This is a genomic window from Nocardia sp. NPDC059229 (assembly GCF_042754165.1).
Classification (GTDB): Bacteria; Actinomycetota; Actinomycetes; order Mycobacteriales; family Mycobacteriaceae; genus Nocardia.
Map to the genome: position 1 here is coordinate 1,132,068 of NZ_JBHZAK010000001.1, position 13,003 is coordinate 1,145,070.

The 13,003-nt window shown below is 65.3% G+C and carries 12 protein-coding genes; 5 read left to right on the plus strand and 7 right to left on the minus strand.

The window, feature by feature from the left end; all coding sequences use genetic code 11:
• Positions 1–157 precede the first annotated feature (157 nt).
• Positions 158–589: a CBS domain-containing protein gene (locus ACFXHE_RS05275; protein WP_379379956.1), complete on the minus strand. Its 432-nt coding sequence runs from the start codon at positions 587–589 to the stop codon at positions 158–160.
• A gap of 499 nt (positions 590–1,088) precedes the next feature.
• Here ACFXHE_RS05275 and ACFXHE_RS05280 point away from each other — a divergent pair, with 499 nt between their 5' ends.
• A complete protein-coding gene (locus ACFXHE_RS05280; protein ID WP_379379958.1) occupies positions 1,089–1,520 on the plus strand; it encodes an I66 family serine proteinase inhibitor in 432 nt (143 codons plus the stop codon).
• Positions 1,521–1,801: 281 nt separating this feature from the next.
• Here the strand turns inward: ACFXHE_RS05280 and ACFXHE_RS05285 are convergent, their stop codons facing one another.
• The 6 genes from ACFXHE_RS05285 to ACFXHE_RS05310 form a co-directional block, all read right to left on the minus strand.
• Entirely contained in the window at positions 1,802–2,986 is a 1,185-nt protein-coding gene (locus ACFXHE_RS05285; protein ID WP_379379960.1) for a TetR/AcrR family transcriptional regulator, read from the minus strand.
• A 130-nt stretch (positions 2,987–3,116) separates the two neighbouring features.
• Complete coding sequence (locus ACFXHE_RS05290; protein ID WP_379379962.1) at positions 3,117–4,268, minus strand: acyl-CoA dehydrogenase family protein; 1,152 nt, start codon at positions 4,266–4,268, stop codon at positions 3,117–3,119.
• 10 nt (positions 4,269–4,278) lie between these two features.
• Positions 4,279–5,109: an SDR family NAD(P)-dependent oxidoreductase gene (locus ACFXHE_RS05295; protein WP_379379964.1), complete on the minus strand. Its 831-nt coding sequence runs from the start codon at positions 5,107–5,109 to the stop codon at positions 4,279–4,281.
• A 20-nt stretch (positions 5,110–5,129) separates the two neighbouring features.
• Positions 5,130–5,543 (minus strand): MaoC/PaaZ C-terminal domain-containing protein, encoded by a 414-nt coding sequence (locus ACFXHE_RS05300; RefSeq protein WP_379379966.1) that lies wholly within the window; start codon positions 5,541–5,543, stop codon positions 5,130–5,132.
• The gene (locus ACFXHE_RS05305; protein WP_379379968.1) at positions 5,540–5,998 is read right to left on the minus strand and encodes a MaoC family dehydratase N-terminal domain-containing protein; all 459 of its coding nucleotides are present in this window, start codon (positions 5,996–5,998) and stop codon (positions 5,540–5,542) included. The genes ACFXHE_RS05300 and ACFXHE_RS05305 overlap by 4 nt, the downstream gene beginning before the upstream one ends.
• A gap of 4 nt (positions 5,999–6,002) precedes the next feature.
• A complete protein-coding gene (locus tag ACFXHE_RS05310) occupies positions 6,003–7,190 on the minus strand; it encodes a lipid-transfer protein (protein ID WP_379379970.1) in 1,188 nt (395 codons plus the stop codon).
• 188 nt (positions 7,191–7,378) lie between these two features.
• Here ACFXHE_RS05310 and ACFXHE_RS05315 point away from each other — a divergent pair, with 188 nt between their 5' ends.
• The 4 genes from ACFXHE_RS05315 (at position 7,379) to ACFXHE_RS05330 (ending at position 12,976) form a co-directional block, all read left to right on the plus strand.
• Positions 7,379–8,923: a long-chain fatty acid--CoA ligase gene (locus tag ACFXHE_RS05315; protein ID WP_379379972.1), complete on the plus strand. Its 1,545-nt coding sequence runs from the start codon at positions 7,379–7,381 to the stop codon at positions 8,921–8,923.
• A 410-nt stretch (positions 8,924–9,333) separates the two neighbouring features.
• Entirely contained in the window at positions 9,334–10,224 is an 891-nt protein-coding gene (locus ACFXHE_RS05320; protein WP_379379974.1) for a lipase family protein, read from the plus strand.
• A gap of 231 nt (positions 10,225–10,455) precedes the next feature.
• On the plus strand, positions 10,456–11,982 hold the full coding sequence (locus ACFXHE_RS05325; protein ID WP_379379976.1) for a class I adenylate-forming enzyme family protein: 1,527 nt from the start codon (positions 10,456–10,458) through the stop codon (positions 11,980–11,982).
• A 94-nt stretch (positions 11,983–12,076) separates the two neighbouring features.
• Positions 12,077–12,976, plus strand: a complete 900-nt coding sequence (locus ACFXHE_RS05330; protein ID WP_379379978.1) for an alpha/beta fold hydrolase — start codon at positions 12,077–12,079, stop codon at positions 12,974–12,976.
• Positions 12,977–13,003: the final 27 nt, after the last annotated feature.

The following is a 13,003-nucleotide window of genomic DNA, read 5'->3' on the forward strand; positions in this document are numbered from 1 at the left end:
CGAACCGGCCGGCGCGGACCCTCGGAAGATCAATGGTCGGGGCGGCTGACCGACCGCCGGCAGTGCGGCCACCCAGCAACGCACGAAGATGCCTGTGGTCTCAACGGGTCGGCGTGTGTACCGACCCGTTGAGACCACACTGACTTGTCGGCGTTCTTCAGCGCTGCCCCGGGGCCGCCGAGTAGATGTGTCCGGCAAATTCGGCGAGTTGATCGTCAGGCAGATGCCTGGCCAGATCTGCCTCGCTGATCATGCCGACCATCCTCTTGTTCTCGATCACGGGCAGTCGCCGGATTCGATGGCTCACCATCTCGTGCAGTACGTCCTGCACGTCGGCATCGGCATCGATCCAACGTGGCGTGCCCTCGCACAGCTCGGCGCAAGACATCTTCGCTGGATCACGGCCGTCGGCAGTGCATTTCACGACAATGTCGCGGTCTGTGACGATGCCGATCATGCGCTCGTTCTTGTCGCCGATCGGCAAGGCTCCAACGCCTAGTTTGCGCATTGTCTGCGCCGCGCGCTGAACGGTATCTGTGCTGGTCATCCAATGCGCACCCGGGTGCATGATGTCGCGAGCGGTAGTCATGGTCACCTCCAGATAGGGAGCTACGGACCTCTCCAACGGTAACGACGTCGTGGTCGGCGGCGCAGCAGAATCGACCGCTGGATGTCCCGCCCTGCCGCTGACCGTGGCTGGCAGAACCGGCCATCGCGCAGTGCCGAGTGAAACGACCGAGCCCCCATCCGGATCACCGGAGCGGTGTGAGGCCGTTGAGCGACGGGTTCGCGGTCAAACCCCTCACCGGGCGATCATCGGTGATCATCTCGTTCGAGAACGGCAACCGGACACGAGAGAATGTTCTGTGCCCTGGGCCCGCGCTCCTCGACGCCGGCCCGATCCTGCTGAATCTCCGCGGCCGGCGCATAGACCGCCACTGCGCGACCCTCCGCTTGCCCGATCATGGTGGCAGATGGATACGCGGAGTTGTCCGGACTGGAAACCGCTCGCACCCTATGCTTGATCCGTCGAAGCGTTCCCCCGTGACACGAACATGGGTCGTAATCATCCGAGGATAGGACGCATCATGACAACCAGCTCGGGCATGTACGAGATCAGCAACGCGACGAATGGCCGGCAATCGGTCGGTATCCGCCTCGTTCGCACAGCGTGGCAGCATGTCCACCTGGGAGAGTCGGTAACCTCCTGGGCCGTCAGGGAAGTCGACGGCCAGGTGTACAGCCTCGCCATCGGCGGTTACCCATACACCGGCATCCTGGACGGAAACCTCGTCGCCACCATCTTTGCGGACCATGACCAGGACTGGCTGATCCAATACCAGGACTCCCGGGGCGCCTACACCATCGCGTCGAGCTCCGACCCCTCTAGTGTTTGGACGTTGTCGAACCCCGATGACCATAACTCTGTGATCTCGTTGGAGCCCCTCGTATCTGCCCAATCCGGCAAGCGGCAGATCCCGTCCTCTCAGTTGTGGCAACTGAATTCACTGATTGATTAGGTAGTCGCCGTCACGCCCTTGGCTGAACGCACTGATCGACGCTTCCATGGTTCGGCTTGGCCATGCCATGAGCATCGCCCTCGACAAGTTGACCGTACCTGCAGTGCGCGCGTTCGTTTCCGCGGTCAATGCCGGCGATCGCCAAGCCTTCGCCAACGCGCTTACACCAGGAGCCACGATGTCCGATGACGGTTCGGACCGCGACGTGACCGACTGGACCGAACCGGAGATCTTCTCCTCGGCGGGACACGCTCATCGACGGGCTGGAGTCGGATCCCCGGTCAGAGGGCCAGGAGGCGGACGCAGATGGTGACGATGGCGTCGCCTACGCCGGGGCGGGTGATGAGGCGGGGGGTGAGGGCGATGTCGTTGAGGACGGTTTGGGCCGCTTGCACGCGGAGGCGGGCGGTGGTGGGGTCCCAGTCGGGGTGGACGCGGCGGAGCAGGGTGACCCATTCGTCGATGTAGGTGTGCTGGCTTTCGCGGGCTCGGTGGCGGGCGTCGGCGGGGAGGTGGATGGTTTCGGAGATGAGAAGTTGGACCAGTTCGGGGTTTTCGGCGACGAAGGCGGCGTAGCTGAGCAGGAGGCGGTGCAGGCCGTCGGCGGGATCTGTGGCTCGGGCGAAGGCGCGGCGCATGTCGATGCGGAGCCATTCGTCGCCGCGGAAGACGGCGGCGACCAGGATATCGGTCTTGGTGTGGAAGTGGTTGTAGATGCTGGGGCCGGCGATGCCGACGGCGGCTCCGATGTCGTCCACGCTGACGCCAGCAAATCCGTTGCGGGCGAAAAGTTTCGCAGCCGCGACGAGAATGACTTCGCGCCGGGAGGCGGTGATGGTCAGGCCCGCCTGGGCGTCGGGTGGGGTCGCATCCTCGGGTAGCCGGATCGTCGCGTCCACCGCGGCGGTGACGAGTTCGCCCAGCAATCGGCTGAATTCGGGTTCGGGCAGCGAAAGGTTGTGGAAGGACACGCTGTTGCCGACGGCGAGGGCGCAGTGCGCCAGCAGGTTCGCCTCGGTGGCGGGCAATTCCGGGTGGCGCTCGCCGATCAGTTCGGCGAGGCGCGCGACGATCCGATGGGATGTCGACCGGAGCATGGCCCGGCTGTCGTCGGACAGATGCCGGGCCTCGCGCCACCAGAGCACACCCACCGTGCGATGCTCGAGCGCCGCCAACGCCAACAGGTCCGCCATGTCATCGGCGCTCGTCGTGTCGAGTGCGGACGCGATCCCGTCGAGCGCCTCCACCACCACCGCGGCCAGCAGATCCTGCTTGCCGCGGAAGTGTCGGTACAGCGCCGACGGCCCAATGGCCACAGCATCGGCGACCTCGCCCATGCCGATGGAGGAGTAGCCCTTGCGATAGAGGAGGTCGGATGCCGCGGCCAGGATGAGCTGCCGCCGGTTGGCGGGCCGGGTACCTCGCGCCGGGGTGCCGAGAGCGGACCCCTTCGCCCCGTAGGCCATGCCTTTTCACCTCCGTGGTTCGCGTCGGCTGGTATGCCGCCGACCAGTGGCACGCTACTGGATGCTGTCGCGCGCGCCGCTCGGTTCCCGTGCCCCTCACCCACCGGCGGCAGGCGAGGGGCATCGAGGCTCACAGGGAGCGGGCGATGAGTTCCTTCATCACCTCGTTCGCGCCCGCGTAGATGCGTTGCACCCGGGCATCGGCGTACATGCGTGCGATCGGGTATTCGAGCATGTAGCCGTAGCCGCCGAAGAGCTGGACGCAACGGTCCACCACCTTGCCCTGGACGTCGGTGGTGTGCGCCTTGGCCATGGAGGCGGTGGCCCCGTCCAGCTCGGCGCGCAGGTGACGCTGGATGCACTGGTCGACGAATACCCGGGACACGTGCGCCTGGGTGGCGCAGTCGGCGAGTTCGAATCGGGTGTTCTGCATGTCGAACAGCGGAGCTCCGAATGCCTTGCGGTCCTTGGTGTATCGCACGGTGAGTGCGACCGCGGCCTCGGTGGCAGCGGCGGCGCACACCGCGACCACCAGTCGTTCGTGGGCCAGCTGTTTCATCAGGTAGCCGAAACCCGCGCCGGCGTCGCCGAGCAGGTTGGCGGCGGGCACGCGGACGTCATCGAAGAACAGTTCGGCGGTGTCCTGGCCCTTCATGCCAACCTTGTCCAGCACACGGCCGACTCGATAGCCGTGTGCGTCAGGGGTTTCCACGACAATGAGCGAGATGCCCTTCGCCCCGGCCGCCGGATCGGTCTTGGTCACGACGATGATCAGATCGGCGTGCAGGCCGTTGGAGATGAAGGTCTTCGCACCATTGACCACGAAGTGGTCACCGTCGCGAACAGCGGTGGTGCGCAATGCTTTCAGATCTGATCCGGCACCAGGTTCGGTCATGGCGATGGCACCGACCAGTTCACCGGTGGCCATGCCTGGAAGCCAGCGCAGCTTCTGCTCCTCGGTGCCGTAGGCGAGCAGGTAGTGCGCGACCAGCCCGCTGTGCACCATATTGCCGAAACTGGTGTCGCCCAACCGGTATTGGGCATCGAAGACGGCGAAATCGTGCGCGAAGGTACCTCCCCCACCGCCGTATTCCTCCGGTATGGAGGCGCACAGCAGTCCGAGTTCTCCTGCTTTGTTCCAGAATTCGCGGTCTACATGCTTCTGCTCCGCGAACCGCTCCTGATTGGGTAGCAGTTCGGCTTCGAAGAACTTGGTCGCCATGTCGTGCAGTGCCTGCACTTCGTCGTCGACCCAGGGGGACCGGTACACCGCGGTGGTCATGTCGCCGTCCTCAGAAGGCGAAGCCGCCGCCGCAGACCAGGGTCTGCCCGCTGACGTAATCGGATTCCGGGGTGCAGAGCAGGTATACCGCGCCGGCGGCCTCGCTCGGTGCACCCGCCCGGCCGAGGGGGATCGTGCGTTCCATGGCCGAGAACAGATCCGGGTTGACGCCGACCTTCAGTTGGCGGCCCTGGACGTCGATGGTGCTGCTGCCGTCGGCCGATGCCTCGGTGAGCCGGGTCTTGATGAAGCCGAAGGCGACAGCATTGACGGTGACGTTGTAGCGGCCCCACTCCTTGGCCAGGGTCTTGGTCAGGCCGAGGACGCCCGACTTGGCGGAGGAGTAGTTCGCCTGTCCCGCATTGCCTCCGGTGCCCGCGATGGAGGAGATGTTGACGACCTTGCGGCACGGGATCGGCTCACCGGCCTCCTTGGCCTTCTTCACCTGTGCGGCGATCACCGGCTGCGCGGCGCGCAGGATCCGGAACGGGGCCTTGAGGTGCACGTCGAGGATGGCGTCCCACTGCTCGTCGGTCATCTTCTGGATGACCGAATCCCAGGTGTAGCCGGCGTTGTTGACGATGATGTCCAGCCCGCCGAACCCCTCGACCGCCGTCTGCACGAACCGGTCGGCGAAGTCCTCGTCGGTCACACTGCCGATGCACGCGAGAGCTTGTCCCCCGGCGGCCTCGATGGCGGCGACGGTTTCCTTGGCCGGATCGGCGTCGAGGTCGTTCACCACGACCCGCGCGCCCTCTGCGGCCAGCTTCAGCGCGATCTCACGACCGATACCGCGCCCGGAGCCGGAGACGATCGCAACCTTGCCGTCGAGATTGACCATGTGAGACACAACCTTTCAGTTCAGGACAGTGCGACGACGGCGTCGCCGCTGAGCGTGACAGTGCCGTCGGCGAGCGCGACGGTGAGTTCGAGGGTGGCGCGGTGTTCGCCGTCGACCTCGTCGATCGAGACGACGGTGCCGGTGGCCGTGGGCTCGCCCAGCACCGGGGTGATCGCGGCGAACCGCACCCGGAAGGACCGAATCGCCTGCGGGTCAACCCAATCGGTGAGCAACCGGCCCAGGTAGGCCATGGAGAGCATGCCGTGGGCGAAGACATCGCCGAGTCCCGCGGAGCGGGCGACGTCGATGTCGATGTGCATCGGGTTGTGATCGCCGGACGCCCCGGCGAACAGCGCGAGCGTGGTGCGCGAGATGGGCAGAATCCGCAACGGCGGCAGTTCGGTACCGACCTCGACGGTCTGTGCGATGGTCACTTGCCAACCTCCGGGTTACGCACGACGATCACGGTTTTCAGCTCGGCGACGAGCTCCCCGTTCGCGCGGGTGACGGTGGACGTCTTCTCGATGAACTCGAGCGTGCCGCCCTTTTTGCTGTAGACATTGCCGATGGTCGGGGTCGAGGTGAGCACGTCACCGGCCATGGCCGTCGAGTGATAGGTGAACGACTGCTCGCCGTGCAGCACCCGACGCAGATCCACGCCGAGCCCGGCCAACCACTCGAACGGGTCGGGTTGTTCGAGTTCGATGCCGAACAGGAAGGTCGGTGGGACAGGAAGATTCGTGTGTCCGGCCGCTCGCGCCGCGTCCAGTTCGGTGAAGATCGGGTTGGTTTCACCGATGGCCTTGGCGAAGAATCGCAGTCGCCCGGCGTCGACGGTCAGAGTGCTGGACGGCAGTTGGGTGCCGATCACGCTGGAATCCAAGGGCATTGGTTCAGCTCACTTTCTCATACAGGGTCACCACGGCCGCGCCGCCGAGCCCGATGTTGTGCTGCAGTGCGACCTTCAAGTCCCCCTCGACCTGTCGCGCCTCGGCCTGCCCGCGCAGCTGCCACACCAGTTCCGCGCACTGCGCCAGACCCGTCGCACCGAGCGGATGCCCCTTGGACAGCAGACCACCCGACGGATTGGTGACCACACGGCCGCCGTAGGTGTTGTCGCCGTCGTTGATGAACTTCTCGGCCGTTCCCTCCGGGGTCAGGCCGAGGGCCTCGTAGCTGAGCAGCTCGTTGGTGGTGAAGCAGTCGTGCAGTTCGACGACTCGCAGATCGGTTGGCGCGACACCGGAGGCTTCGTAAACCTGCTGCGCGGCTGCCTTGGACATGTCGTAGCCGACGATCTTCGTCATGTCCTTTTCGGTAAAGGTCGACGAAAAGTCGGTGGCCATGGCCTGCGCCTTGATCACGACACTCGAATCGATGCCGTTGGCCTTGGCGAACTTCTCACTCACCAGCACCGCCGCGGCCGCGCCGCAGGTCGGCGGGCAGCACTGCAGGCGGGTCAGCGGACCGTAAATGTGCGGGGAAGCAAGGACCTCTTCGACCGTCACCGGATCTTTGAACACCGCATAGGGATTGTTCGCCGCGTGCTTGCGCGACTTCACCGAGATCTTGGCGAAGGTCTCCGGCAAGGTGCCGTACCTCTCCGCGTACTGCCGTCCCGCGCCGCCGAACATCTGAGCCGCGAACGGCGCGTCGGTGCGCTCCTGGATTTCATCCATGACCGCGTCGAATCGCGTGAACGGACTGGGCCGATCGGCGTAGGCCATGGCCAGCGCGCCGCGCTGCATCTGCTCGAACCCGACCGCCAGCGCCACGTCCACCGCGCCGGACTCCACCGCCTGCCGCGCCAGGAACAGCGCGGACGAGCCGGTCGAACAGTTGTTGTTGACGTTCACAACCGGAATCCCGGTCTGGCCCAGGCCATAGACAACGGCCTGCCCACAGGTCGAGTCGCCGTACACATAGCCGGCGTAAGCCTGCTGAATCTTCTGGTATCCGATACCCGCGTCGGACAAGGCGACCCGGGTGGCCGCGGTGCCCATGACGTCGTAGGTCTCGCTCCGGCTCGGCGTGGTGAAGGGAATCATCCCCACACCGGCCACAACAACGCGTTCACTCACCGTAGACATCCCCATTTGATAGTTAGTGCAGATTCACTTAGTGAACACGGCGGCGGGTGACTATGCAAGCGTCGCTCAAAAATATAGAACAGGCAGGCATTATTTCCGCCGAGGTCGACGGTTCCCTCACCGTGTGAGCTCTGTTACAGTATTGAATATTCACATAGCACGTACGGAGGAATACACCGATGTATCTCACCCAAGGCCTGCACCGAGCGGTCCAGCACAACCCGGACGGAGTGATGACGGTCCATGGGGAACGCATCCGAACCTTCCGCGAGGTGGCCGATCGCGTTGCTCGGCTGGCGGGTGCGCTCCGCGGTCTCGGAGTGACCAGCGGTGATCGGGTCGCGATGCTGGCACTGAATTCCGACCGGTACAGCGAGTACCTGCTCGCGGTCCCCTGGGCCGATGCGGTCGTCAATCCGGTCAATGTCCGCTGGAGTACCGCCGAAATCGTCTACAGCTTCGTCGATTCCGGCACCACCGTGCTCTTCATCGACGACACCTTCGCGCCGCTGCTACCCGCCATCCGGCAGCAGTACCGAGGACTGATCGCGGTCGTGCACTGCGGCGACGGGCCCGCCCCCGAGGGCACGCTGCCCTACGAGGAGCTCATCGCGACCACCGCACCGATCGAGGACGCGCGGCGCGGCGGGGATCAGCTCGCGGGACTGTTCTACACCGGTGGCACCACCGGATTCCCCAAAGGCGTGATGCTCAGCCATCACAATCTGTTCACCTCGGCGCTCGGCACCATCGCCAGCGGCTACCTGTTCAAGCCGGGCGGCACCTACTTACACGCCGCGCCGATGTTCCATCTCGCCGACCTGGCGGGCTGGCTGGCGCAGGTGCTGCAGGGCGGCGCCCACGTCATCATTCCGGCCTTCGAGCCGGTGGCCACGCTGAACGCCATCCAGGCGCACCGGGTTACCGATACGCTGCTGGTGCCGGTGATGATCCAGTTGCTCATCGATCACCCGGCCGCGGCCGACTACGACCTGTCCAGCCTCGAGTGCATCCTGTACGGTGCTTCGCCGATCGCCCAGTCCGTCCTCGAGCGGGCCATGAAGGTGTTCCCAGGCGCCGGGTTGACCCAGGCATACGGCATGACCGAAGTAGCCCCGGTGGCAACGCTTCTCGGCCCCGCCGACCACACCGTCGGCCTGTTGCGGTCGGCCGGTCGCAGCGCGCCGCACGCCGAGGTGCGCATCCTGGACGCCGACGGCGCCGAGGTCCCGCGCGGCACGGTCGGGGAGATCACGGTGCGCGGCGACCATGTCATGCTCGGCTACTGGAACAAACCCGAGGAGACCGACGCGGTGATCCGCGACGGCGCGATGCACACCGGCGACGGCGGCTATATGGACGAGCACGGCTACGTGTTCGTGGTCGACCGGATCAAGGACATGATCGTCAGCGGAGGCGAGAACGTGTACTCCGCCGAGGTCGAGAACGCCGTCGCCGCCCACCCGAAGGTGGCCTCCTGCGCGGTGATCGGCGTGCCGGATGAGGAGTGGGGCGAGCGGGTGCACGCGGTCATCGTCTGCGTGTCGGGCACCACGGTCACCGTGGACGAGATTCGCGAGCACACGAAGACACTGATCGCCGGCTACAAGGCGCCGCGCAGCATCGAAGTAGTCGACGAGCTTCCGGTCTCGGGCGCGGGCAAGATTCTCAAGCGCGAACTGCGCAAACAGCACTGGGGCCACACCGATCGCCAGGTGCACTGAGCACCGGGCCGGTTCGTACTGCGGACAGAGACCCCCGCAAATACTTCCACCGTTTACACGATCAGATTTTATTTTCAGGCCAACCTCCCACTATTGGCGTCGCCGTCGATCGGCTGACGCGTGAATGGATCGGTTGGACAGAAGGACCTTGGATGAAGCGCAGCAGCGCCTGTATGGCCATGATCTTCGCGGCAGCCGTATGCGTCGGCCCGACGACTGCAGCCTCCGCCGAACCCCCGGCAAACGGAGCGGTGATCGATGCCCGCCCGATCACTCCGTACGGTCTCCGGCTGCCGGTTCGAGCGTGGCAGATACGGTTCCGGTCCTCGGACGAGAATGACCGGCCAACGACCGGAATCGTCACCACCGTGGAGCCGGCGACCCCATGGGCCGGGCCCGGTGCACGGCCGATGGTGAGCTATCAGTTGGCCGAGGACAGTCTCGGAACACACTGCGCCCCTTCGGTATCCATCGAGCAAGGTGTGGCGGACGGGCTGAACAACAGCAATGGCGAAGCGGTGGCGTCGATCGCCGCGTTGCAGCGGGGCTGGGCCGTCGTGTTCCCGGATTACCAGGGACCATATGAGCGGTTCCTGGACAAGAAGCAGGCCGCACACGGTGTGCTGGATGGGTTGCGGGCGGCCCGGGCATTCGAGCCCGCGGAACTGTCGGCATCACCGATCGCCATGCTGGGATACTCGGGCGGATCGCTCGCCACCATCTGGGCGGCCCAGCAATTGTCCTCCTACGCACCAGAACTGACACTGGCCGGTATCGCGGTCGGCGGTGTCCCGGTCGATGTGTCCGCGTCGGTGGCCGAAGTGAGCGGTACACAGAACGCGGGGCTCGGCATCCTGCTGCTCGCCGCATTCAACCGGTTCTCTCCCGAGGTGGACATTCCCGCACTACTCAATGAACGCGGCCGCCGGATGCTCGCCGAGACCACCGATTCCTGCGGATTCGACTTCGTGACGAAATACATGTTCGCCGATGTCGACGACTACACGGCCGCGCCGAATATCGGCGACAACCCCCGGATACGGGAGATCGCCGCCGAGATCGCAGTCGACACAACCGCTCCCCCCATTCCCACCTACTTCTGGCACTCCACCGGCGATGACCTGCTGCCGATCGCCTACGACGATCGGCTCGCCGAATCCTGGTGCGCGGGCGGACAACTCACCTACGTCCGGACCAACATCCCGACCCACGTCGGCGGTGCCGTTGCCTGGATGCCCGCGGCCCTCGACGACCTCGGTCAGCGGTTCGACGGCACACCGCTGTCCCCCGCCTGCGGCTGAAGGACGTCCACTTACCCGAAGGACACCGAACGTGCCACAACTCACCGAACCACTACCCAACGACACCGATTTTCTCGCCCGCCGGTTGCCTGGCCGCCGGACGCCCTCGGCGAATCCGCTGAGCGCAACTCGACCACCACATTGTGAACGCCAGGCTGCACGAGCCGATTACGGTATTTCACGAGCAGACCAGTGTCGGCTGTTCGCGCCGATTCGCTCTCGGAGAGATTGATGGCGACTATCGATTCGACGTTGCGCGCGACAGCGAGGCGAGTTCCCCATCGCGAAGCGCTGGTGTTCGGTGACCGCCGTTACACATATACGGAACTCGACGCCGAGGTCGACCGGGTCGCCGGCGTGCTTGCTCGACACGGCATTTCGAAGGGCGATCGGTTCGCGTTGATGGCGGCCAACTCCGACCGGTTCGTCATCGCGTTCTATGCCGCGCACCGGCTCGGTGCGATCTTCGTGCCGATCAATCCGGCCTTGGCCGCACCGGAACTCGACTACCTGGTGCGGGATTCGGGTGCGGCGATGCTGGTCTTCGACGCCGCCGCGACGGGGGTGGTGCGCAAAGCCGTCGAGAACGGCCTCCCGGACACCCTGCGCCTGCTCGCCATGGACGAAATCGACGGCTTCCCCGATCTTTTCGCGCTGGCCGAGACCTACGAGGGCGCACCGATCGAGGCCGCGGTCGCGGAGTCCGACGACGCGCAGATCCTCTACACCTCGGGCACCACCGGCTCACCCAAGGGCGCGGTGTTCGACCACCACCGTGCACTGTGGGTCGCCGCCGCCATGCAGGCCACCTGCGGCATGACCGACGGTGACCGCTTCCTGCACGTCGCGCCGCTGTATCACGCCGCGGAACTGTGCATCATGCTCATACCCGGCACCCTGATCGGCGCAACACACTTGGTGCGCAACGGATTCGATCCGGCCGCGGTGCTGGAGACCATGGAGCGCGAACGCATCACCATGTTCTTCGGTGTGCCGACCATGTACCAATTCCTGCTGCGCACACCGGGAGCCGCCGACCGCGACCTGTCCGCCTGGCGCACCGGCATGTTCGGCGCCGCACCCATGCCCGCCAATGCGGTCGAACAGCTCATCGCCACCTGGCCGGAGGTCAACTTCCTGCAGCTGTGCGGTCAGACCGAGGCCGGGCCCGGCGGCATCTTCGCCGACCGGGATCAGGTGCGTGCCCGCCCCGATGCCAGTGGCCGGCAGGCGCTGGTCATGATGGAGTGCCGAATCGTGGACGAGAGCGGCGACGACGTCGCCCCCGGTCAGGTCGGCGAGCTCATATTGCGCGGTGAGACCGTCATGAAGGGCTATTGGAACAAGCCCGAGGCGACCGCCGAGACGATTCGCGACGGCTGGCTGCACACCGGCGATCTGACCCGCCTGGACGCCGACGGGTACATGACGCTGGTCGACCGCCTCAAGGACATGATCATCACCGGCGGCCGCAACGTGTATTCGATCGAAGTCGAGAACGCCGTCGCCGCGCACCCGGACATCTTCGACTGCGCGGTCCTGGGCAGGCCGCATCCAGAATACGGTGAGAGCATCGTCGCCATCGCAGTACTCACAGCGGGCGCGACGCTGACCCTCGACGCCTTGCGCGAATTCTGCGCCGATCGCATCGCGAGCTACAAGCTGCCGCACGAGCTGGTCATCGTCGACGCGATACCTCGCAACCCGTCGGGCAAGGTCCTCAAACGCACATTGCGCGAACAGATGGCGACGGACTGAACACGCAGCACCGAGTTTGCTCGAGCTGCCACATCCCACCGGCAACTGCCGAAGCCCCTGCCGCGAACGCGGTACCCCTGGTGAAGGAACATGAATGTCACAAGACCAGTACACATTTCGTGGCAGCGACGGTACCGACCTTGTCGCCTACCGGTGGGATCCGGACGGCAGCGCGGTTGCATCGGCCGTGCTGCTGCACGGGATGGGCGAGCACGCACTCCGCTATGCCGAGTTGGCGGCCGCGCTGAACCGGCGAGGGTTTGTCGTCCATGGGTACGACCACCGCGGACACGGTGCCACGGTCGGCTCCGGAACGAAGGGGGATCTGGGTCCCGGCGGCTGGCCTGCCCTCGTCGCCGATATCCGCGTCTTCGTCGACCAGCTCCGATCCGAAAATCGCTCGCTTCCCGTGGTATTGATCGCGCACAGCATGGGCTCGGTCGCGACCCAGCAGTTCCTGCTGGACAACAGTGACAGTGTCGACGCCGTCGCCCTCACCGGGACCGCGGCATTCGATCTGCTCGAACCCGCCCTCGATCTCGAGCAGGACCTCGACCTGGCGCTGTTCAACACCCTCTTCGAACCCGCCCGGACCGATTTCGACTGGCTTTCACGCGATCATGCCGCTGTGGACGCCTACCTCGCGGATCCGCTATGCGGCTTCGCGATCGATCGAGCATCGACCAAATCGATGTTCGAATGCGCACGCCGATTGAGCGATCCCACGCAAGTAGCGGCGATCCGATCCGATCTGCCGATCTACATCGCGGTCGGATCCAAGGATCCGGTGAATGCCGATCTGGCACTGGTTCAGGTCCTCGTGCAGCGCTTGCGAGACGCCGGCGTCGACGATGTGACGTTGCGAGCGTACCCGGATGCGCGGCACGAGCTGTTCAACGAGGTCAACCGCACCGAGGTCATCGCAGATCTGGTCGATTGGCTCGACCGCGCGCTGAACCTCAACGATATCGAGACGACTCGCGAGCCACGGTGACATCGTCTGCAATGCAACAAAGTTCAT